The following is a 21,922-nucleotide window of genomic DNA, read 5'->3' as shown; positions in this document are numbered from 1 at the left end:
CGGTCGGGGCGGGGCCGCGCGCGTGAAATGGGCGGTGGGTTGTGGCTAGTCAGAACGACGGTGACCCGAAGGGCACCGAAGAAGGCAACGGCAAGGTGTCCAACGGGGCGGCCGACCTGGTCCGGGCACGCACCCAACTGCTCGACGGAGGCCTGCCGCGAAATCCCCGGCTGGACGCCAGGTCGCTGCGCCAGGCCCTGGTGGACCTCTATGAACTCTGGCTGACCAGCAAGGGCGCCGAACTCGGCATCGCCCCCGACAGCGGTCTGGCCGTGGTGGCCGTCGGCGGTCTCGGCCGCGGCGAGATGCTGCCGTTCTCCGATCTGGATCTGGTGCTGCTGCACGACGACGTCGACCCGGCCCGGGTGGCCGAGGTCGCCGACCAGCTCTGGTATCCGCTGTGGGACGCGCACATCAAACTCGACCACAGCGTGCGGACCGTGCCGCAGGCGCTGCGGGTGGCCGCGGACGATCTCATCGCCGCGCTCGGCATGCTCGAGGCAAGGCACATCGTCGGCGACCAGGAACTGAGCAATCTGCTGATCGGCGGCGTGCGCCGGGAGTGGCGCACCGGAATCCGCGGTCGCTTCGACGAGCTCATCGCCCAGGCCCAGGCCAGGTGGGAGCGCAACGGCGAGATCGCGCACCGCGCCGAGCCGGATCTGAAGAACGGGCGCGGCGGCCTGCGCGACATCCAGCTGCTGGACGCGCTGGCCATCGCCCAGCTGACCGACGCCATGCCCGGACTCGGGCCGGACGTGCCGGGCGGCGGATTGAAGCAGGCCCACCGGCGCCTGCTGGACGTGCGCACCGAACTGCATCGCGTCGCGGGCCGGTCCCGCGACCAGTTGCGGGCGCAGGACGCCGACGAGATCGGCGCGGCGCTGCGCATCGGCGACCGGTTCGATCTGGCTCGCACCCTGAGCGATTCGGCGCGCACGGTCAGCTACTCCGTGGACGTCGGGCTGCGCACCGCGGCCAACGCGCTGCCGCGGCGGGGACTGGCCCGCCTGCGCCGGATGCCGGTGCGCAGGCCGCTGGACGAAGGGGTGGTCGAGCACGCCGGCGAAGTCGTGCTGGCCAGGGACGCCCGGCCACAGCGTGACCCCGGGCTGATCCTGCGCGTGGCCGCGGCGTCGGCGCAGACCGGCCTGCCGATGTCGGCCACCACGCTGAACCGGCTCTCCGAGGACGCGCCGGAGCTACGCGAGCCGTGGCCCAAGGACGCCCTCAACGACTTGCTGATCCTGCTGGGCGCGGGCCGCGGCACCATCGACGCGATCGAGGCGCTGGACCGGACGGGCCTGTGGGGCAGACTGCTGCCGGAATGGGGAGCCGTGCGGGACCTGCCGCCGCGCGACGTCCTGCACACCTGGACCGTCGATCGCCATCTCATGGAGACGGTCGCCTACGCCTCCGCACTCAGCACCCGGGTGGCCCGCCCCGACCTGCTCGCGCTCGGCGCGCTGCTGCACGACATCGGCAAGGGTCGCGCGGGCGATCACAGCGTCGTCGGCGCCGAACTCGCCACCCACATCGGCCGCCGCCTCGGTCTGTGGCCCTCGGACGTGCGGACCCTCAGCGCGATCGTCCGCCATCACCTGCTGCTGCCGGAGACCGCCACCCGGCGCGATCTGTCCGACCCGGAGACGGTGCGCTACGTCGTCGACGCGCTCGACGCCGATCCGCAGCTGCTGGAACTGCTGCACACCCTGGCCGAGGCGGATTCGCTGGCCACCGGCCCCGGCGTGTGGGGCGACTGGAAGGCCTCGCTGATCGGGGAGCTGGTCCGCCGGTGCCGGATGGTGATGGCGGGTGACCAGCTGCCGACCCCGGAACCGATCGCACCGGAACTGGTCGAGAAGGCCCGGGCGGGCGGGGTGCACGTGGACCTGAAGCCGGGTGAGAGCAAACACACGTACACGGTGACCGTGATCGCGCCGGACAACCCGGGCCTGCTCTCCGACGCCGCCGGTGTGCTCGCGCTGCATTCGCTGCGGGTGCTGTCGGCCGCGCTCTGCGTCGAAGGCGCCGCCGCGGTGGATACTTTCGTCGTCGCGCCGAAGTTCGGCGACCCGCCGGACCCTGGTCTGCTGCGCCAGGAACTGATCCGCGCCACGGCGGGCGATCTGGACGTGTCCGCGGCACTGGCCAAACGCGAGCGCGAGGCGAGCACAATCGGCCGGAGCCGGTATGCGCAGGCCGCGCCGAGGGTGCTCTGGTCGGACACCTCGGTGCCGGGACAGGTGATCCTGGAGTTGCGCGCCGAGGACCGGATCGGAATGCTCAGCCGCTTGGCCGCCGAACTGGCCGGCTGCGGAGCCGACGTCCGCTGGGCCAAGGTGGTCACGATGGGATCCGCGGTGGTCGACAGTTTCTGCCTGGAGCTGGGGCCCGAGGACGGTCCCGCGCGCCGGGAAGCGATCGAGAAGGCGGTGCTCGCGGTGGTTCCCAGGACTGCGCCCAAACCCCCCGAGGAGGGTGGGAAAGAGTCGGAAAATGCCAACTAGCTGCGGATTTCTCCGGTGACCAATCTGTTGCGAGGAATTTGCTGCAACTGAACGCCGCCCTAGTGGCCTGCCCCTACGATCTAGAGCGTCTGGCTATCGCGAGCACGAGGGGAGCAGGTCGGTGGCAATTGAAGTCGTTTCGGCATCCACGATGACGAGTGACGAGACCAGTCACATGGCGCGCTGCGTCGGCGGCGACCGGTGGGTGGTCTCCTGGCTTCCGGGTCGCACCTTGACCGGGCGGCAGGCGGTGACCGCGATGACGATCGCGTCCATGGTCGCCACCTCGCCCATCCCGAGCACGGCGGAGTGGGAAATGCTCGATGACCTGGCCCTCGTGCTGGGCCTGACCGCCAACGAGGCGGTCTTCATGGTGGCCGCGGAGAACCACGACTACCGCAAAACCGTCAAACCACGCCGTCGCGTACTCGACTAGCAAGCACCGTTCGCCCCTGAAGGACGCACCGCCTGCGCGAACATGCGGGCGATCCCATTACCCTGGGAGAGAATGTGACGTCCCCCGAGATCAGGAGCGCGATCGGTGTTCGAATCCCTGTCCGACCGGCTTACCGGTGCCCTCAAGGATCTGCGCGGCAAGGGGCGTCTGTCACCGGCCGACATCGACGCCACCTGTCGGGAGATCCGCCTCGCCCTGCTCGAGGCCGACGTCGCGCTGCCCGTGGTCCGCGGTTTCATCGGCCGGATCAAGGAGCGCGCCAAGGGTGCGGAGGTCTCCGCGGCGCTGAACCCGGCCCAGCAGGTCGTGAAGATCGTCAACGAGGAGCTCGTCGGCATCCTCGGCGGCGAGACCAGGCGGCTGAACCTGGCCAAGAACCCGCCGACGGTGGTCATGCTGGCCGGTCTGCAGGGTTCCGGTAAGACCACCCTCGCGGGCAAGCTCGCCAAACTGCTGAAGGCGCAGGGCCATCAGCCGCTGCTGGTGGCGTGCGACCTGCAGCGCCCCGGCGCCGTCACCCAGCTGCAGGTGGTCGGCGAGCGCGCGGGCGTGCCCGTCTACGCGCCGCACCCCGGCACCTCCATCGGTGGCGGTGAGAACCCGCTGGGCATCTCGGCCGCCGATCCGGTGAACGTGGCGCGCGGCGGTGTCGAGGAAGCGCGGCAGAAGCAGTACGACGTCGTCATCGTGGACACCGCGGGCCGCCTCGGCATCGACGAGGAGCTCATGCGGCAGGCCGCGGGCATCCGCGACGCCGTGCAGCCGGACGAGACCCTGTTCGTGCTGGACGCGATGATCGGTCAGGACGCGGTCAACACCGCCGAGGCGTTCCGCGACGGCGTCGGCTTCACCGGCGTGGCGCTCACCAAGCTGGACGGCGACGCCCGCGGTGGCGCGGCGCTGAGCGTCCGCGAGGTCACCGGCGTCCCGATCCTGTACGCCTCGACCGGTGAGAAGCTCGAGGACTTCGACGTCTTCCACCCCGACCGCATGGCCAGCCGCATTCTCGGCATGGGTGACGTGCTCACCCTGATCGAGCAGGCCGAGCAGGTCTACGACGCCAAGCAGGCCGAGGAGGCCGCCCGCAAGATCGGCAGCGGCGAGCTCACCCTCGAGGACTTCCTCGACCAGATGCTGGCCATCCGCAAGATGGGCCCGATCGGCAACCTGCTCGGCATGCTGCCGGGCGCGGGCCAGATGAAGGACGTGCTCGCGCAGGTCGACGACAAGCAGCTCGACCGCGTGCAGGCGATCATCCGCGGCATGACCCCGGCCGAACGGGAGAATCCCAAGATCATCAACGCCTCCCGCCGCTTGCGCATCGCCAACGGTTCCGGCGTGCAGGTCTCCGAGGTCAACCAGCTCGTCGACCGGTTCTTCGAGGCCAAGAAGATGATGGCGATGATGGGCCGCCAGATGGGTCTGCCCGGCTCGCGCCGGGGCAACGCGAAGAAGGGCAAGAAGGGCAAGAAGGGTGGTCGCGGCCCGACGCCGCCGAAGGTGCGCGGCGGCTTCCCGGGGATGGGCGGCATGCCGGGGATGCCCGCCGGGATGCCCGACCTGTCGAACATGCCGGCCGGTCTCGACCAGCTGCCCCCCGGTCTGGACGGTTTCGACCTGTCGAAACTGAAGTTCCCGAAGAAATAGACGCTCCGAGCGCCGCGCACACGATTCGTGCGCGGCGCTCGTCATTTTCCGGAGGTGCGCGGCTCCGCGAGTAACGGTCCGGAGTGCGCACGGACGACCGTTTCCGGACGGGGCCAGTAGGTTGGAAGCGACCGACGACGTCCAGGAGGTTGCTGCGGTGCATCTGCGAGGTGTGGTTCTTCCCGAAGACGAGATGCGCGATCTCTGGGTGCGGGATGGCCTGGTGTCCTTCGAGCCCGTGCCCGGAACCGAAACGCTGTGCGAGGCCGGGTGGATCGTGCCGGGCCTGGTGGACGCGCACTGCCACGTCGGTATCCGGTACGGGGGCGGTCACGAGGACCGTGCGGGCGCCATCGCGCAAGCCGAGACCGAGCGCGACGCGGGGGCGCTGCTGCTGCGCGACGCAGGCTCGCCGATCGACACCCGCTTCATCGACGATCACGACGAACTCCCGCGCATCATCCGCGCGGGCCGCCACATCGCCCGGCCGAAGCGCTACATCCGCGAGCTGGGCATCGAGCTCGACGACGAACGCGACCTGCCGGAGATCGTGGCCGAGCAGGCCCGTCGCGGCGACGGCTGGGTCAAGATCGTCGGCGACTGGATCGATCGTTCCGTCGGTGACCTGCGGCCGCTGTGGAGCGACACGATCCTGAAGGAGGCCATCGACGCCGCGCACGCCAACGGCGCCAGGGTCACCGCCCACGTCTTCGGCGAGGACGCGCTGCCCGGCCTGATCAACGCCGGGATCGACTGCCTGGAGCACGGCACCGGCCTCACCGACGAAACCATCGAGATGATGGTCGAGCACGGCACCGCGTTGGTGCCCACCCTGGTCAATATCGACACCTTCCCCGATATCGCCGACGGCGCGGGCAAATTCCCGGTCTACGCCGCGCACATGCGTGATCTGCACCGGCGGGTGCGCGGCACGGTCGCCGCCGCGCACGAGGCGGGTGTGCCGATCTTCGCGGGCACCGACGCGGGCGGCTCCATCCGCCACGGGCGCATCGCCGACGAGATCGCCGCCCTCGCCGCCGCGGGCCTGTCCCGGCACGACGCGTTCGGCGCGGCCTCATGGAACGCTCGCGACTGGCTCGGGCGGCCCGGCATCGAACCCGGCGCGCCCGCCGATTTCGTTGTGTATGAGCAGGACCCGCGTATCCATCCGGAGACGCTCAGCACGCCGTACGCCGTGGTCCTGCGCGGCCGCGTGTACGGGGAGCGAGGTCCGGTCACCGGCCATCGATGACTCGTCATCGTGGCTGACACGCGCGTTTCCGATCGCGGCGTAAGGTCGGGTTCTGTGACAATTCGCCTCGGATATCAGATGCCCAACTTCAGCTACGGCAAGTCGGTGCGCGAGCTGTTCCCCACGGTTGTCGCGCAGGCCAGAGAGGCCGAAGCAGCCGGTTTCGACACGGCCTTCGTCATGGACCACTTCTATCAGCTGCCCGGCATCGGCACGCCCGACGAGCCGATGCTCGAGGCGTACACCGCGCTCGGTGGCCTGGCCGCCTCGACGGAACGAATCCAGCTGTCCGCCTTGGTGACCGGCAACACCTACCGCAACCCCGCCCTGCTCGCCAAGACCGTCACGACGCTCGACGTGGTCAGCGGCGGCCGCGCGGTGCTCGGGATCGGCGCGGGCTGGTTCGAGCTCGAGCACCAGTCCTACGGCTTCGAGTTCGGCACCTTCACCGACCGGTTCGAGCGCCTCGGGGAGGCGCTGCAGATCGTGCGGCCGATGCTGCGCGGCGAACGCCCCACCTTCCACGGCGAGCGGTACCAGGTGGACAACGCCATGAACGAGCCGCGGCTGCGCGACGACCTGCCGATCCTGCTCGGCGGCAGCGGCGAGAAGAAGACCTTCGGCCTGGCCGCGCGCTTCGCCGACCACCTCAACATCATCTGCAACGCGTCCGAGCTGCCGCGCAAGATCGATGCGCTGCGCGAACGTTGCGCCGAGGTCGGCCGCGATCCGCAGACGTTGGAGACCAGCTACCTGTGCTTCGTGATGATGGACGAGGACGGCGACCTGGTGCGCAAGCAGCAGCGGGATTACCTCGGCCGCATGGGGATCGACCTGGCGGCGCTGTCGGAGTCCGAGCGCGCGCAGAGCCCGGCCGACCGCCAGTTCGTCGGGACGCCGGACGAGGTCGCCGAACAGCTGCGGACCCGCGTTCTCGACCGAGGCGTCGACGGGCTCGTCATCAACATGGTGTTCAACGGGCACGAGCCGGGCGCGGTCGAACTCGCCGGGCGCACCCTTGCTCCACTGGTCGGCTGACGAGCGCGAACCGGGCCGCGAATGCCGTTGCCCCTGGATACAATCGGTCGATGATGGCCCCTCCGTGGCGAGCGTCGTACGGTGTCGACGCGCCGTCGGTGCTGCTGGTGCTCGGAGTTCTCGCGGTCGGATATCTCGCCGCGGCCCTGGTGGTGGCGCTGTTCCAGCAATTGCGTCCGAGTCTGCTGCTCCTGTTGATCGGAGTCGTGCTGGCCGCGCAGTTCGGGCTGTTCCTGCACGCCACCCGCCGGGGCAAGTTCCGGGTCTGGGCGGGCCTGCTCGACGAGCTCGAACTGCGCGGCGACGAACGACTACTCGACATGGGGTGCGGCCGCGGCGCGGTGCTGCTTGCCGCCGCGCGCCGGTTGCCCGCCGGGCGCGCGGTGGGTCTGGACGTGTGGTGCTCGGCCGACCACTGCGGCAACACCCCGGCCACCGCCGAGCAGAACGCGCTCGCCGAGAACGTCGCCGACCGGATCGAACTGCACACCGGCGACATGACCCGTATGCCGTTCCCGGACGGCGCGTTCGACGTGGTGGTCTCCAGCTTGGCGATTCACAACATCAGAACCAGCGAGGGCCGTGCGGCGGCGGTGCACGAGGCATGCCGGGTGCTGCGTCCGGGCGGCAAGCTGGTCATCGTCGACATCGGCAAGACCCGCGAATACCGCGCCGTCCTTGCCGCGAACGGCGCGACCGCGCTCACCTTCCGTCCCGTGGGGTGGCGGATGTGGTGGGGCGGACCCTGGGTACCCACCCACGCACTCACCGCAGTCGCTCCGGGATAGTCCCGCCTTCTCGGCGAATCGCCACAGCACGCGGCCGTTCGAGGTCGCGACCCGCGTTCCCGCGCTGCGCCTGGTCGAGGCCCGCCCGTTCCGCTCCGGCGTGGTGCTGCTGCGGTATCGCCGCCGATCGTCACTCGAGGGTGCGGGCGACGCCCGAGGCCACCGCGCGCAGCACTCGGAAGACGCCGGGCACGACATACTGGACGACGGCTTCCTCGCCGAACTCACCCGCGATCTCGCGAGGGATACGGGTGGGTCGCCTACGGTGGCGTCGGAACAGTCGCATGCCTGGTTATGGCAGGCGGGCGCCGTTTCGTGAACACGAGGACGCGATTTCTGGCGTGATCATCTCGTCTGGCACAATGGACCACCGTCCTTCCGGACAAGTGTCAGCCCGTCTCCGGTTCCGTACCGCGCGGCGGTCACACACTCCAAAGCGCAAAACCGGGCTCGCAGACCATGCGGGTCGCCGAATTGCGTCGTGACCAACCAACGAAAGGCAGATCAGCAGTGGCTGTTCGCATCAAGCTCACGCGCCTGGGCAAGATCCGCAACCCGCAGTACCGCGTCGTCGTCGCCGACGCGCGCACCCGCCGGGACGGCCGGGCCATCGAGTCCATCGGCAAGTACCACCCGAAGGAAGAGCCCTCGCTCATCGAGATCGACTCCGAGCGCGTGCAGTACTGGCTGGGCGTCGGCGCGCAGCCGACCGAGCCGGTCCTCCAGCTGCTGAAGATCACCGGCGACTGGCAGAAGTTCAAGGGCATCGAGGGCGCCGAGGGCACCCTGAAGGTCAAGCCGGCCAAGCCGTCGAAGCTGGACCTGTTCAACGCCGCGCTGGCCGCCGCCGACAACGAGCCGGTCGCCGAGGCGGTCACTCCCAAGAAGAAGGCCAAGAAGGACGCCGAAGAGGGCGCCGAGGCTGCTGAGGCCACCGAGTAATGAGCGGGCGTTACCCGTCCACCCCCAACCCGTCGCGGGCCGTCCACAGACCGGCCCCGGCGACGGGTGAGTCGCGTCTCGAGGTGATGGAGCAGTGAGTGCCGTCGTCGCCGATGCCGTCGAGCACTTGGTGCGCGGCATCGTCGCCAATCCCGAGGACGTGCGCGTCGAGCTGATCACCGGCCGCCGCGGACGCACCGTCGAGGTGCACGTGCATCCCGATGACCTGGGCAAGGTGATCGGCCGCGGCGGACGGACCGCTACCGCGCTGCGCACTCTGGTCGCCGGTATCGGCGGCCGGGGGATCCGGGTCGACGTGGTCGACACCGACCAGTAGATGGAACTCGTCGTCGGGCGGGTCGCCAAGTCGCACGGTGTGCGCGGCGAACTCGTCGTCGAGGTACGCACCGACGAGCCCGAGGCGCGTTTCGCGCCCGGTGTCACGTTGCGGGGCAGGCTGCCGCGAGCGGCGGAGGTCCATGAGTTCACCGTGGAGTCGGTCCGGGAGCACTCGGGCCGGCTTCTGGTGTTCCTGGCCGGGGTGGCCGACAGGGCGGCCGCCGATGCGCTGCGCGGCATGCTGTTCCTGGTCGACAGTGCCGACCTCCCGCCGTCGGAGGACCCGGACGAGTTCTACGACCACGAGCTGGAGGGGCTGGAAGTCCGGCTCACCGACGGCACCGTGGTCGGGGCCGTGCGCGAAGTGCTGCATTCCGCGGCCGGTGAGCTGCTCGAGGTGCGCGCCGCCGACGACGGGCGGGAGATCCTGATCCCCTTCGTCACCGCCATCGTGCCCACGGTGTCGCTCGCCGAGGGCGTCATCGTGATCGATCCGCCCGAAGGTCTGCTCGACCCGGAATGAGGCGGTCGCTCACCCGATCGCGTGGCGCTCGCCCGGCCCCGCGGCCCGGCGGCGACAGGAGACTGGCATGAAACTCGACGTCGTCACGATCTTCCCGGAGTACCTGGAGCCGCTGCGCACGGCGCTGCTCGGTAAGGCGATCGACAAGGGACTGATCTCGCTCACCGTGCACGACCTGCGCCGCTGGACGCACGACGTGCACAAGTCCGTCGACGACGCCCCCTACGGCGGCGGGCCCGGCATGGTCATGAAGCCGACCGTCTGGGGCGACGCGCTCGACGAGGTCTGTCCCGACGACGCGCTGCTCGTGGTGCCCACCCCGGCGGGCGTGCCGTTCACACAGGACACCGCGCACCGCTGGGCCGCCGAGGAGCATCTGGTCTTCGCCTGCGGCCGCTACGAAGGAATCGACCAGCGCGTCTTCGACGACGCCGCCCGCCGCGTGCGGGTGGAGGAGGTCAGCATCGGCGACTACGTGCTGATCGGCGGCGAGGCGGCCGTGCTGGTGATGACCGAGGCCGTGGTCCGGCTGCTGCCCGGCGTGCTCGGCAATCAGCAGTCGCATCAGGAGGATTCGTTCTCCGACGGATTGCTCGAAGGCCCCAGCTACACCCGTCCGGTCTCGTGGCGCGGCCTCGACGTCCCGCCGATACTGCTTTCCGGCGACCACGCGAAGGTGGCCGCCTGGCGGCGCGAGCAAGCTCTCGCCCGCACCCGCGAGCGCCGCCCGGACCTGCTCGTGCATCGGAACCTCGTGGATCGGAACCTCGTGGATCGGGACGGGGAGGCCGGGCCGCAGCATTAGACGTCGTCGACCTCGCATTACGATGGGCAAATGCCCGCAGACACCCGCACCGCGCTGCTCGATTCAGCGATCCGGCTGTTGGATGCGGGCGGTGTCGAGGCGGTGACGCTGCGCGAAGTCGGCCTGGGCGCCGGTGTGTCGCACAACGCCCCCTACAAACACTTCGCCAGCAAGGAAGCGCTCCTCGCCGCGATCGCGGCGCGCGAACTGACCGATCGCGCCGCGATCCTCGCCGGGCTCTCGCACAGCCAACCGACCCCGGTCGCGCTCTTGCGCGAAGTCCTGCACACCTACATCGCCTGGGCGCTGACTCACCCCGCCCGCTTCAAGCTGGTCTTCGGCGCGTGGACCATCGACTCTCCCGAACTCGCCGCGGCCGCCAACGCGGCGCAGGACGCGTTGATCGATGTGGTCGCCCGCTGCCAAGCCTCGGACGACCTTCCCCCAGGCGATCCCATCCGCCTGGCGGCCCTCCTGCGCGCACTGGCGCACGGAGCCGCCGACCTCGCCGCCGCGGGCCACCTCGCCGCGGACGGCAAAGGCAACGCCGACGCCACCGACCTGGTGGACGACTTGCTCGCTTACCTTCGTCCGGCGTCCTGACGGGATACCAGTCGACCGGATCGCGGTATCGGACACGAGCAGGGGCGCATCGTGTGCGTCGTGACGTGATCAGCGCGTCTCACGGCAGCAAACCGTGGCGGCGGGCCGCTACCACCGCCTCGTGGCGGGAGTGGGCGTCCAGTTTGACCATCGCATTGCGCAGGTAGCTCTTCACGGTTTCCGGGCCGAGCGAGAGGCGTTGTGCCGCTTCCTGATTGGTGCAGCCCAAGGCGATCTGGGAGAGCACGTCGAGTTCGCGGCGGGACAGGCGTGGGCTGTCGGGGTGCGGTTCGCCCGCCATGACCCGGGTGAGTCGTTCGCACACCGCGTGCAGGCGTCCGCGCAGCCGATCGTCCTCGGCCGAGCGCGCCATGCCGCGGAGTTCGGCGTGGATGTCGCGCAGTTCCTCGGTGATGGCCGGAGCGGCCTCGGCCGACGGTGCGGCCAGCTCCAGCATGCGCACGCGACGGTCGACCTCGTCGCGAATGGCGATCTCGGTGGCCAGGCGGCGCCCGGCCTGGACCACGAGATCCGCGGTGCGGTCGCCCAGCGGGGCGGCGCCCCTGGTCGCGGCGTACAGCACCGCGCGTGAGCGCTGGTCCACCACGACGGGGACCGCGAGTACGGAGCGGATGCCCTCGCCGGAGACCGGCCCGTCGTAGTCGTGGGTGATCGAGGAGGCGCGGCGATAGTCGGAGACCGCGGCGGGCCGCCCGGATTCCATCACCCGGCCGCCCAGCCCCGACGTCCGCACGACGGCCAGTCCGCGCAGGCCGTTGGTCAGCGTGCCGACGAACTCCGACAGCAGCAGCGCGTCGCCGTGCACTTCGCCACCGAAGGCCACCGGCACACCCGCGGCGCCGGCCACCCACCGGATCTCGGCACGCAGGGCGTCGCTGTCGCGCGGGCGCAGCAGAGCGGTGTGGGTCACGAGACTCACCCCTTTTCGGGGGTAGTGGAGGGGGCGATGTGACCCACATCCTATTGCACACCCGGGTTGCGCTGGATCACACGACGAGGAGAACCGAAGATGGGCACCGATCCGAATCAGCGGGTGCGCGAACTGCTGGACTGTTACGACCGCGGTGACGCGTCGGCCGCCGACCTGCTGTGCGATCGGCACCCGGCCGACGCGGTCGCGTTCACGATCGTCGAGGCCGACCTGTCCTCGACCGACCTCACCTACGGCGACCTGCGCGAACGCTCCGCCCGCTGCGCCGCGGCGCTCGCCGAACTCGGCGTCGAACCCGGCGACCGGGTCGCGACGCTGATGGCGAAGTCGGCGGACCTGGTGGTCGCTCTGCTCGGCATCTGGCGCCGCGGCGCGGTGCACGTTCCGCTGTTCACCGCGTTCGCGCCACCCGCCATCGCTTTGCGGTTGAACGCGAGCCGGGCCTCGGTCGTCATCGCCGACGCCGACCAGGCGGCGAAGCTGGCGCCCGGGCCGGATCTGCCCGCGGACCCACCCTGGCGCTTGATCGTCGCCGGCCCGGAGGCGCCCGAGGGGGCACTGGCGATGGCCGAACTGCTCGACACCCATTCGGCCACCCACCCGCACGCTCGTCCCGTCGCGGTGGGCGGCGACGGACTGCTCGTCCAACTGTTCACCAGCGGCACCACGGGCACGCCCAAGGGCGTCCCGATTCCGCTGCGCGCACTCGCCTCCTTCCACGCGTACCAGGAATTCGCGCTGGACGTCCGGCCCGACGACGTCTTCTGGAACGCCGCCGATCCGGGCTGGGCCTACGGCCTCTACTACGCCATCCTCGCCCCGCTGGCCACCGGCATCCGCAGCATCCTGCTGCACGCGGGCTTCTCCGCCCCGCTGACCTGGCAGGTGCTGGAGACCTTCGGCGTCACCAACTTCGCCGCCGCACCGACGGTCTATCGCGCGCTGCGCGCCGACAGCACCACGCCACCCGTGCACTCCCGGTTGCGCCGCGCCTCCTCGGCGGGGGAGCCGCTGACACCGGAGGTCGTCGCCTGGTCCGTCGAGAACCTGGGCGTCGCGGTGCGCGATCACTACGGCCAGACCGAGCACGGCATGGTCATCTGCAACGCTTGGCACGAAGACCTCGACACGGAGACTCCCGCGGGATCGATGGGCCGCTCGCTGCCGGGCTGGACCTGCGCCGTGCTCGCCGACGACGCCGACGTCGTCGCTCCCGCCGGCGAATTGGGCCGGGTCGCGATCGACACCGAACACAGCCCGCTGCTGTGGTTCCTCGGCTATCTCGACGCCCCGGACCGCACCGCTGCGCGCTACACCGCGGACGGCCGCTGGTACCTCACCGGCGACGCGGGCTCGCAGGACGCGGACGGCTTCTTCCGCTTCTCCTCCCGCGACGACGACGTGATCATCATGGCGGGCTACCGCATCGGTCCGTTCGAGGTGGAAAGCGTGCTGGTGCTGCACGAGCTGGTCGCGGAGGCGGCCGTGGTGGGTATGCCGGACGAACTGCGCGGCGAAGTGCTCGAGGCGTTCGTCGTGCTGCGCGAGGGCGTGGCGGGCGGCCCCGACCTGGAAGCCGAGCTGCAGAGCCTGGTGAAGAAGAAGTTCGCCGCGCACGCCTATCCGCGCAAGGTCCACTTCGTGCCGGAGTTGCCGAAGACGCCCAGCGGCAAGGTGCAGCGGTTCGTGCTGCGGCAGGGCGGTGCCCGATGACGCCGTCCGCGCAGCTGCCCGTGCCCAGCTACGCCTCCGGCGTGTCCGACCTTCCGCTGCTCGGCGACACCATCGGCGGCAATCTCGACCGGGCGGTGGCGGCGTTCCCGGAGCGAGAAGCGTTGGTGGACCGCCCGACCGGACGTCGCTGGACATATCGGGAACTCGGCGCCGCGGTCGACGCCCTGGCCTGCGGGCTCGCCGGACAGGGCATCGGCAAGGGAGACCGGGTCGGCATCTGGGCGCCGAACTGCGCGGAGTGGTTGCACGTGCAATACGCCACGGCGAAGATCGGCGCGATCCTGGTCACCGTCAACCCGGCCTACCGCACCAGCGAACTGGAGTACGTGCTGCGCCAAGCGGGCGTGCGGATGCTCATCGCGGCCGAGCGGTTCAAGTCCTCGGACTACGTCGCGATGATCGAGCGGGTCCGCCCGAATTGCCCGGAGTTGGCGCAGGTGCTCGTGCTGGGCACGCCGGAGTGGGACGAGCTGTCTCGCACCGAAATCGACGCCGACCGGCTCGTGGCGCTCGCCGCGCGGCTGTCGGCCGACGACCCGATCAACATCCAGTACACCTCCGGCACAACGGGATTCCCGAAGGGCGCCACGCTCAGCCACCACAACATCCTGAACAACGGCTACTTCGTCGGCGAGCTGTGCGGATACACCGAACAGGACCGCATCTGCGTCCCGACGCCCTTCTATCACTGTTTCGGAATGGTCATGGGCAATCTCGCGAGCACGAGCCACGCCGCGGCCATCGTGATCCCGTCGCCCTCGTTCGACCCGAAAGCGGCCTTGGCGGCGGTCGAGGCCGAGCGCTGCACCTCCCTCTACGGCGTGCCCACGATGTTCATCGACATGCTCGCCGAACTGGATTCGGCCACCGTCGAGCTGTCCACCCTGCGCACCGGGATCATGGCGGGCTCGCCATGCCCGGTGGAGGTGATGAAGCGGGTGATCGACCGGATGGGCATGCGTGAGGTGTGCATCTGCTACGGCATGACCGAGACGTCTCCGGTCAGCACCCAGACCCGTCGTGACGACGGCGTCGACCGGCGCACCGCCACGGTCGGCCGGGTCGGGCCGCACCTGGAGGTCAAGATCGTCGATCCCGCAACGGGTCTCACGGTGCCGCGCGGCGAACCGGGCGAACTGTGCACCCGCGGCTACTCGGTGATGCTCGGCTACTGGGACGATCCGGACAGGACCGCCGAGGTCATCGATGCCGCCCGCTGGATGCACACCGGCGATATCGGCGTGATGGACGACGAGGGGTATCTGGCCATCACCGGCCGGATCAAGGACATGGTCATCCGCGGCGGGGAGAACATCTACCCGCGCGAGATCGAGGAATTCCTCTACACCCACCCCGACATCCTGGACGCGCAGGTGATCGGGGTGCCCGACCCGAAATACGGCGAGGAGCTGATGGCCTGGGTCCGGATGCGCCAGGGGACAACGCCGTTGGACGCGACGGCGGTGCGCGAGTTCGCCACCGGCAAGCTGGCGCACTTCAAGATCCCCCGCTACGTGCACGTGGTCGAGGAGTTCCCGATGACGGTCACCGGCAAGATCCGCAAGGCCGAGATGCGGGAGCTGTCGCGGCGGCTGCTCGGCCTCGGCGACAGCTGAGTGAGGAGGTTCACCTGGGTGTGGATCGCCTGTCAGGCGGCGACGGTAGTGTCTCGGACGTGACGACAGCGCCCGAGACTGCCAGTGCAGAGTCCACACCCGCCGTGCCACGCTCCGACGCCGCGGGCCCAGCCAGCGTGAACCGTCGCATCGCCGAGGAACTCGCGGTGCGTGAGACACAGGTGCGCGCCGCCGTCGAGCTCCTCGACGGTGGCTCGACGGTGCCGTTCATCGCCCGGTACCGCAAGGAGGTCACCGGCGGGCTGGACGACGCGCAGCTGCGCCTGCTCGACGAGCGTCTGCACTACCTGCGCGAGCTCGACGAGCGCCGCGCCGCCATCATCGAATCGATCCGCGGCCAGGGCAAACTCGACGACGCCCTGCACGGGCAGATCATGCTCGCCGAGACCAAGGCCCGGCTCGAGGACATCTACCTGCCGTACAAGCCGAAGCGGCGCACGAAGGCGCAGATCGCGCGCGAGGCCGGGCACGAGCCGGTGGCCGACGCCCTGATCCAGGACCCGAACACCGATCCCGCCCAGTACACGGCCGAGCAGCTCGACGGCGCGCGCGCCATCCTGGTCGAACGATTCGCCGAGGACGCCGACCTGGTCGGCGAACTGCGCGAACTGATGTGGAACCGCGGACAGGTCACCTCGACCGTGCGAGCGGGCAAGGAGGAGGCGGGCGCCAAGTTCGCCGACTACTTCGACTTCAGCGAGCCGTTCGACAAGCTGCCCTCCCACCGCATTCTCGCGCTGCTGCGCGGGGAGAAGGAGGAGGTGCTCACGCTGCACCTCGAACCGCACACCGAGGAGCCGCAGCCGGGCGAGCGCACCATCTACGAGGGCCGCATCGCGTCCCGCTTCGGCATCGCCGACCGGGGCAGGCCCGCCGACTCCTGGCTGCTGGACACCGTGCGCTGGGCCTGGCGGACCAAGCTGCAGGTCAGCCTCGGCATCGACACCAGGATGCGGCTGCGGCAGGCGGCGGAGAAGGACGCGGTCGACGTCTTCGCCGCGAATCTGCGCGATCTGCTGCTCGCCGCCCCCGCGGGCACCCGCACGACGATGGGCTTGGACCCCGGATACCGCACCGGCGTGAAGGTCGCGGTGGTCGACGCCACCGGCAAGGTGGTCGCCACCGAGGTGATCTATCCGCACAAACCGCAGGGCCAGACCGAGAAGTCGCTGGCCGTGCTCGGCGCGCTGGTCGCCAGGTTCGGCGTGGAACTCATCGCCATCGGCAACGGCACCGCCTCGCGCGAGACCGATGCCCTTGCCGCCGAGCTGATCTCCCGCATTCCGGAGAACAAGCCGACCAAGATCGTGGTGTCCGAGGCGGGCGCCTCGGTGTACTCCGCGTCGGCCTACGCCTCGCAGGAGCTGCCCGACCTGGACGTGTCGCTGCGCGGCGCGGTGTCGATCGCGCGGCGGCTGCAGGACCCGCTGGCCGAGTTGGTGAAGATCGACCCGAAATCCATCGGCGTCGGCCAGTACCAGCACGATGTGTCCGAATCGCTGCTGGCCCGCTCGCTGGGCGCGGTGGTCGAGGACGCGGTGAACGCGGTCGGCGTCGACGTGAACACGGCCTCGGTGCCGCTGCTGTCCCGGGTGTCCGGCATCGCGGGCTCGGTGGCGGAGAGCATTGTGGCGCATCGGGATCAGAACGGCCCGTTCCGCAGCAGGACCGCGTTGCTCGACGTGCCGCGCCTGGGCCCGAAGGCGTTCGAGCAGTGCGCGGGCTTCCTGCGCATCCGCGGCGGCGACGATCCGCTGGACACCTCCGCGGTGCACCCCGAGGCGTATCCGGTGGTGCGGCGCATCCTGGAGACGACCGGGCGTCCGATCGCGGAGGTCATCGGCAACACCACGGTGCTGCGCTCGCTGCGCGCCGGGGATTTCACCGACGAGCGCTTCGGTGTCCCCACCGTCACCGACATCATCGCCGAGCTGGAGAAGCCGGGCCGTGACCCGCGTCCGGAGTTCAAGACCGCCGAGTTCGCCGCGGGCGTGGAGAAGGTCGCCGACCTGAAACCGGGCATGGTGCTCGAGGGCGTGGTGACGAACGTGGCGGCGTTCGGCGCGTTCGTCGACGTGGGCGTGCACCAGGACGGCTTGGTGCACGTCTCGGCCATGTCGCACAACTTCGTCAAGGACCCGCGCGAAGTGGTGAAGTCCGGCGACGTGGTCAAGGTGAAGGTGCTCGAGGTGGACGTGGCCCGCCAGCGCATCGGCCTGACCCTGCGTCTGGACGACGAGCCCGGCGCGCCCGCCAAGGGCGGCGACAACCGGCAGCGCGGCCAGGGCGGACAGGGCGGACAGGGCGGCCGATCCGGCGGAGGCGACCAGCGGCAGCGGCAGAATGGCCAGAACAAGCAGCAGGGCCAAGGCCGCAATCAAGCACAGAACCGCGGCGGCAATCAGCGCCGCAACGCGCCCGCGCCGAGCGGCGCGATGGCGGACGCGTTGCGCAGGGCGGGCTTCGGCCAGTAGCTCGGCGCACGGGAGGGAGTAGCGGCTATGCGACGGTGGCTCCACGAGGACGTGATCGCCCAAGGGCGGCTGCCGTTGCTGTGCTTTCTCCTCGGGTTCATCGTCGGGTTCCTGTTCATCCGCGTGAGCGTGCGGCTCATCCGGGCGCGCGTGCGCTGGTGGCCGGGCAATCTGCGGGCCGGTGACACCCACGTCCATCACATGGTGTTCGGGGTGATCCTGGTGCTCGCTTCGGGCATCGGCATGGTCACGCAGTACCAGAGCGCCGATACGACCACGGCCGGTATCCTCGCGGCCGCCTTCGGCGTGGGCGCCGCGCTGGTCCTCGACGAATTCGCGCTGATCTTCTATCTGCGCGACGTGTACTGGGAGGAGCAGGGACGCACGTCGGTGGACGCGGTGTTCGTCGCGCTCGCGGTGACCGGGTTGCTGCTGCTGGGCTTCCACCCGCTGTGGATGCTGGACATCAACGACTTCCGGCACGATCCGAGCACCGAGGTCCGCTTCTTCGTCGTCGTGTTCTCCGTGATCAACCTGGGGCTGGCCGCGATCGTCATCGCCAAGGGCAAGATCTGGACCGGTCTGTTCGGCATGTTCTTCCTGCCGCTGCTGGTCGTCGGTGCGCTGCGCCTCAGCCGTCCGGGCGCGCCCTGGGCCCGCTGGCGTTACAGCGACCGCAGGCGCCTGATGTACCGGGCCATCGTCCGGGAACGGCGGTATCGCCGCCCGGTCATTCGCGCGAAGATCTTCGTGCAGGACCTGGTCGCGGGGAAACCGGACGTCGAGCACGTCCGCACGGCGGCGGAGGCGGAACTCACCCGGACGGTCGTCCCCGCTCCGCCCGCGCCGCATCGGCACCATTCGCTGTGGCATTCCGACCACGGTCCGCTGAATACGCCCAGCCCACCGCCCGCCCAGGACGCCATCTCCGGCGAGCAGAACCACCACTGACCAGGCCCGGCGGAGCATCGTCCTGGCGGCCTCCGACGTGACCGAGCGCCGTGCGCTCCGCCGCGTTCGGAAGCTCACCCGGCGCGGTGTCGGCGCTACATACGCGGCACCGCGGGCAGCGGCAGGCGGGCGAGACGCTCGGAATCGGAGAGCAGATCGATCGCGATGATCCGATCGCCGGCGGTGGTGAACGCCATGATCGACCGAGGGGCGCCCTCGAAGGTGTTCAGCAGTCCGGCCCGGCCGTCCACCAGCACGGGCGTCGCCGTGTAGGTGCCGGCGTAGCGGTGGAAGGTGTCCAGCAGGCCCGCGACCGCGGCCGCACCGGTGTGCACCAGCAGGCCGGTTCCCGCGTCGGCGCGCAGCACCACGTCGGGATCGAGAATGGCCAGCAGTGCGTCGAAGTCCCCGCCACGCGCCGCGGACAGGAACGCCTCGACCAAACCGCGTTGCCGGGGCAGGTCCGGGGAACGGCTGGGCACGTGCCGGCCGACCCGGCGGCGCGCGCGGCTGGCGATCATCTTCGCCGCCGCCGGTGACTTGCCCAGCACCTGGGCGATGCGGTCGAACGGCACGGCGAACATGTCGTGCAGGACGAACGCGAGCCGCTCGGCCGGATTCAGCGAATCGAGGACAACCAGCAACGCCGTGCCGACCGCGTCGGCGAGCACCGCCTGCTCCGCCGGATCGGCGTCGTGGTCCAGGTGGACGACCGGGTCGGGCAGCTGGTCCTCGAACGGCTCTTCGCGACGGGACTTCCGGGCGCGCAGCATGTCCAGGCACACCCGGCTCACCGCGGTGGTCAGCCAACCGCCGAGATTGCCGATGTCCGCAGGCTCGGTGCGGGCCAGCCGCAGCCAGGTCTCCTGCACCGCGTCCTCCGCCTCGGTCGTCGAACCGAGCATGCGATAGGCCACCGCCGCCAGGTGGGCGCGATGCGCTTCGAATCGGTCCGCCAGCAGGTCGCGTTCGTCCACGTGCTCTCCTCCGCGTCGTCTACAGGGACGACGAGACGGGCCTGGCGACTGTGACATCCGCGTCCGGGAGCGCGATCCGTTACCTTCCCGCGCCGCCATCCGTCAGGAAGGCATAGGCGCGCAGTGCGCCGGAAAGGAAGAAAATCCATGAATCTCGACAGCCGCGGCGCGCGCCTCGCGTATCTGGGTGCCACCGGGATCCTGCTCACCGAATCGGTGGTCGGCTCCTACTGGGATCTCGCGCGGATCCCCTATATCCGAGAGGTTTTCGACCGCCTCGACTATCCGATGTACTTCGCGACGATCCTCGGCGCGGCCAAGGCCGCCGCCGTCGCGGCGATCGTCGTTCCCGGCCACCCGCGCGCCGAGGAATGGGCCTATGCCGGGCTGACCTTCGTCTACGGCGGGGCGGCCGCTTCGCATATCGCAGTCGGCGACGAACCGAAGACCTGGATCGCACCGCTGGTATTCACGGGCCTGAGCCTGACCTCCTGGGCGCTGCGGCCAGCCGGTGGCCCGCTCGCGGCGCTGCGCCGCCGCGTGCATCGGAAGGCGGCGGCGTGAGCGACATCCAGGGAACCGTCGCACCGGGATTCGAGCCGGTGCGCGCCGAATTCGCCGCCGTGGTTGCCGCGGAGAACGGGGAATCCGGTGCGCAGCTCGCCGCCTTCGTCCACGGTGAGCGCGTGGTCGATCTGTGGGCTGGGCCCGAGGTGTCCGGCGCGACGCTGACCGGCCTGCTGTCGTCGACCAAGGGCGCCGCCACCCTGGTGGTCGCGTTGCTGGTGCAGGACGGCATGCTCGACCTCGATCGCACCGTCGCGGCCTACTGGCCGGAGTTCGCCGATGCGGGCAAGGCCGCGATCACCCTGCGGCAGGTGCTCACCCACCGGTCCGGCGTGATCGGCGTGGACGGCGGCTTCACCGTCGCCGAACTCGCCGACGACCGGCGGATCGCGCGGCGGATCGCGGCGCAGCGCCCGGTCTTCCGGCCGGGAGCCGCGCAGGGCTACGGGGGATTCGTGACCTTCGCGATCCTGGGCGAGGTGGTGCGCCGCTGCCTCGGCTCCTCGATCCGAGAGCTGTTCGAGGACCGCGTCCGCTCCCCATACGACCTGGACCTGTATCTCGGGCTTCCCGCGACCTCGCAGCAGCGATATCTGCCCATCCTGCCGTGGCGGGCGTCGCCGGAGATGGAGGCCGCGTTCGCGGCCGCCGGGCCCGGACCGCGCAGTGTCGCGGGCGTCTCCTACAACCTCAACGCCGACGGTTTCACCCCCGCAGACGTGCTGAGCCTGCCGAACGACCCAGCCGTCCGGGCGGCCGGTCCGGCATCGATGGGTGGTGTGGGCAGCGCTCGCGGACTCGCCGCGATGTATGCCGCGGCGATTTCCGGACTCGACGGTCGCGGGCCGTTGCTGAACCCGGAGACCCGCGCGGCGTTCACGACCATCCACTCGGTCGGCCCGGATCTGGTGCGCGGCGACCGCGCGCCCTACCTGGTGGGATTCGAAGCCAAGGGCCTGCTCTACCCGTTTCTCGGCGCGGACGCCTTCGGTCACACCGGAGCCGCCGGTTCCGACGGCTTCGCCGACCCGTACAGCGGGTTGGCCTACGGATACACTCGCCGCCGGGCCGCCTTCGGTTTCGACGCGCCGGAGAACGAGCGGCTCGCGGCGGCCGTGCACCGTGCCGCGCTGGGCGTAGCGTGACCGACCACGGACGTGCCGCACCAGGGTCGATTTCTTCCGCGGCGCGCCGATCTGGCACAATGCACAGGTTGCCCTGGGTGATTGTCGACCCGGCGCACCCCATTGATCGGAGCATGAACCGGCCGAGCACGTTCAGTGCCGCCAGGGTCCTCTGTTCGCGCGAAACCATAAGGATGGAAATGAACACCCTTGACTTCGTCGACGAGAAGTCGCTGCGCAGCGACGTCCCCGACTTCCGGCCGGGCGACACGCTGAACGTGCACGTGAAGGTCATCGAAGGCTCGAAGGAGCGCATCCAGGTCTTCAAGGGCGTCGTGATCCGTCGCCAGGGTGGTGGCATCCGCGAGACCTTCACGGTCCGCAAGGTGTCGTTCGGTGTCGGCGTGGAGCGCACCTTCCCGGTGCACAGCCCGAACATCGACCACATCGATGTCGTGACCCGCGGTGACGTCCGCCGCGCCAAGCTGTACTACCTGCGCGATCTGCGCGGCAAGGCCGCCAAGATCAAGGAAAAGCGCTGAGTTAGCTTTTCGGCACAACAGATTTTCCCCAGCCCGGCATCGGACCTCGGTTTCGCTGCC

21 protein-coding genes are annotated in these 21,922 nt (G+C 70.1%); 18 read left to right on the top strand and 3 right to left on the bottom strand.

The genetic code is table 11. From position 1 onward, the window contains the following. The first annotated feature begins 41 nt into the window (after positions 1-41). The 6 genes from IU450_RS09190 to IU450_RS09165 all read left to right on the top strand — a co-directional run bounded on the left by IU450_RS09190 (position 42) and on the right by IU450_RS09165 (position 7,692). Complete coding sequence (locus IU450_RS09190) at positions 42-2,510, top strand: [protein-PII] uridylyltransferase (protein WP_195149299.1); 2,469 nt, start codon at positions 42-44, stop codon at positions 2,508-2,510. 121 nt (positions 2,511-2,631) lie between these two features. After that, entirely contained in the window at positions 2,632-2,946 is a 315-nt protein-coding gene (locus IU450_RS09185) for a hypothetical protein (RefSeq protein ID WP_324197598.1), read from the top strand. Positions 2,947-3,051: 105 nt separating this feature from the next. Continuing rightward, positions 3,052-4,614: a signal recognition particle protein gene (gene ffh / locus IU450_RS09180; RefSeq protein ID WP_195149298.1), complete on the top strand. Its 1,563-nt coding sequence runs from the start codon at positions 3,052-3,054 to the stop codon at positions 4,612-4,614. A gap of 193 nt (positions 4,615-4,807) precedes the next feature. Next, complete coding sequence (locus IU450_RS09175; RefSeq protein ID WP_195149607.1) at positions 4,808-5,866, top strand: amidohydrolase family protein; 1,059 nt, start codon at positions 4,808-4,810, stop codon at positions 5,864-5,866. A gap of 54 nt (positions 5,867-5,920) precedes the next feature. Then, entirely contained in the window at positions 5,921-6,904 is a 984-nt protein-coding gene (locus IU450_RS09170) for an LLM class F420-dependent oxidoreductase (protein ID WP_195149297.1), read from the top strand. Between the two features lie 50 nt (positions 6,905-6,954). Then, entirely contained in the window at positions 6,955-7,692 is a 738-nt protein-coding gene (locus tag IU450_RS09165; protein WP_228834193.1) for a class I SAM-dependent methyltransferase, read from the top strand. A 130-nt stretch (positions 7,693-7,822) separates the two neighbouring features. Here IU450_RS09165 and IU450_RS09160 read toward each other — a convergent pair whose 3' ends face one another. Beyond that, on the bottom strand, positions 7,823-7,978 hold the full coding sequence (locus tag IU450_RS09160) for a hypothetical protein (RefSeq protein ID WP_195149296.1): 156 nt from the start codon (positions 7,976-7,978) through the stop codon (positions 7,823-7,825). 224 nt (positions 7,979-8,202) lie between these two features. Between IU450_RS09160 and rpsP the strand changes: the two genes are divergently transcribed. The 5 genes from rpsP to IU450_RS09135 all read left to right on the top strand — a co-directional run bounded on the left by rpsP (position 8,203) and on the right by IU450_RS09135 (position 10,904). Further along, positions 8,203-8,634 carry a 30S ribosomal protein S16 gene (gene rpsP, locus IU450_RS09155; protein WP_195149295.1) on the top strand — a complete coding sequence of 144 codons (432 nt, stop codon included), beginning with the start codon at positions 8,203-8,205 and terminating at the stop codon, positions 8,632-8,634. A gap of 94 nt (positions 8,635-8,728) precedes the next feature. Further along, positions 8,729-8,971: an RNA-binding protein gene (locus IU450_RS09150; protein WP_040708791.1), complete on the top strand. Its 243-nt coding sequence runs from the start codon at positions 8,729-8,731 to the stop codon at positions 8,969-8,971. Continuing rightward, entirely contained in the window at positions 8,972-9,496 is a 525-nt protein-coding gene (gene rimM / locus IU450_RS09145; RefSeq protein WP_195149294.1) for a ribosome maturation factor RimM, read from the top strand. A gap of 67 nt (positions 9,497-9,563) precedes the next feature. Next, complete coding sequence (gene trmD / locus IU450_RS09140) at positions 9,564-10,301, top strand: tRNA (guanosine(37)-N1)-methyltransferase TrmD (protein WP_195149293.1); 738 nt, start codon at positions 9,564-9,566, stop codon at positions 10,299-10,301. A gap of 30 nt (positions 10,302-10,331) precedes the next feature. Continuing rightward, positions 10,332-10,904 carry a TetR/AcrR family transcriptional regulator gene (locus tag IU450_RS09135; protein ID WP_195149292.1) on the top strand — a complete coding sequence of 191 codons (573 nt, stop codon included), beginning with the start codon at positions 10,332-10,334 and terminating at the stop codon, positions 10,902-10,904. Positions 10,905-10,983: 79 nt separating this feature from the next. On the opposite strand, the gene IU450_RS09130 is transcribed toward IU450_RS09135, so the two are convergent. Further along, positions 10,984-11,835 (bottom strand): helix-turn-helix transcriptional regulator, encoded by an 852-nt coding sequence (locus tag IU450_RS09130; RefSeq protein WP_195149291.1) that lies wholly within the window; start codon positions 11,833-11,835, stop codon positions 10,984-10,986. Positions 11,836-11,934: 99 nt separating this feature from the next. Here IU450_RS09130 and IU450_RS09125 point away from each other — a divergent pair, with 99 nt between their 5' ends. From IU450_RS09125 to IU450_RS09110, 4 genes are all read left to right on the top strand, one after another. After that, positions 11,935-13,569, top strand: coding sequence for an AMP-binding protein (locus tag IU450_RS09125; protein WP_195149290.1), 1,635 nt, complete (start codon positions 11,935-11,937; stop codon positions 13,567-13,569). Next, positions 13,566-15,206: an AMP-binding protein gene (locus IU450_RS09120; protein WP_195149289.1), complete on the top strand. Its 1,641-nt coding sequence runs from the start codon at positions 13,566-13,568 to the stop codon at positions 15,204-15,206. Before IU450_RS09125 ends, IU450_RS09120 begins: the two co-directional genes overlap by 4 nt. Positions 15,207-15,310: 104 nt before the next feature. Then, positions 15,311-17,701, top strand: a complete 2,391-nt coding sequence (locus IU450_RS09115; RefSeq protein WP_195149605.1) for a Tex family protein — start codon at positions 15,311-15,313, stop codon at positions 17,699-17,701. A 27-nt stretch (positions 17,702-17,728) separates the two neighbouring features. After that, the gene (locus IU450_RS09110) at positions 17,729-18,652 is read left to right on the top strand and encodes a hypothetical protein (RefSeq protein ID WP_228834192.1); all 924 of its coding nucleotides are present in this window, start codon (positions 17,729-17,731) and stop codon (positions 18,650-18,652) included. 95 nt (positions 18,653-18,747) lie between these two features. Here IU450_RS09110 and IU450_RS09105 read toward each other — a convergent pair whose 3' ends face one another. After that, positions 18,748-19,629 (bottom strand): sigma-70 family RNA polymerase sigma factor, encoded by an 882-nt coding sequence (locus tag IU450_RS09105; RefSeq protein WP_195149288.1) that lies wholly within the window; start codon positions 19,627-19,629, stop codon positions 18,748-18,750. 147 nt (positions 19,630-19,776) lie between these two features. Here IU450_RS09105 and IU450_RS09100 point away from each other — a divergent pair, with 147 nt between their 5' ends. The 3 genes from IU450_RS09100 (at position 19,777) to rplS (ending at position 21,862) form a co-directional block, all read left to right on the top strand. After that, positions 19,777-20,193 carry a DoxX family protein gene (locus IU450_RS09100; RefSeq protein WP_228834191.1) on the top strand — a complete coding sequence of 139 codons (417 nt, stop codon included), beginning with the start codon at positions 19,777-19,779 and terminating at the stop codon, positions 20,191-20,193. Beyond that, positions 20,190-21,341, top strand: a complete 1,152-nt coding sequence (locus IU450_RS09095; RefSeq protein WP_324197597.1) for a serine hydrolase domain-containing protein — start codon at positions 20,190-20,192, stop codon at positions 21,339-21,341. Before IU450_RS09100 ends, IU450_RS09095 begins: the two co-directional genes overlap by 4 nt. 179 nt (positions 21,342-21,520) lie before the next feature. After that, a complete protein-coding gene (gene rplS / locus IU450_RS09090; protein WP_011210681.1) occupies positions 21,521-21,862 on the top strand; it encodes a 50S ribosomal protein L19 in 342 nt (113 codons plus the stop codon). The last annotated feature ends 60 nt before the right edge of the window (positions 21,863-21,922 follow it).

Source organism: Nocardia abscessus (assembly GCF_015477775.1).
GTDB classification, from domain to species: domain Bacteria; phylum Actinomycetota; class Actinomycetes; order Mycobacteriales; family Mycobacteriaceae; genus Nocardia; species Nocardia abscessus_A.
The sequence above is the reverse complement of the archived record's forward strand: the minus strand, read 5'-3'. Positions and strand labels throughout refer to the sequence as shown.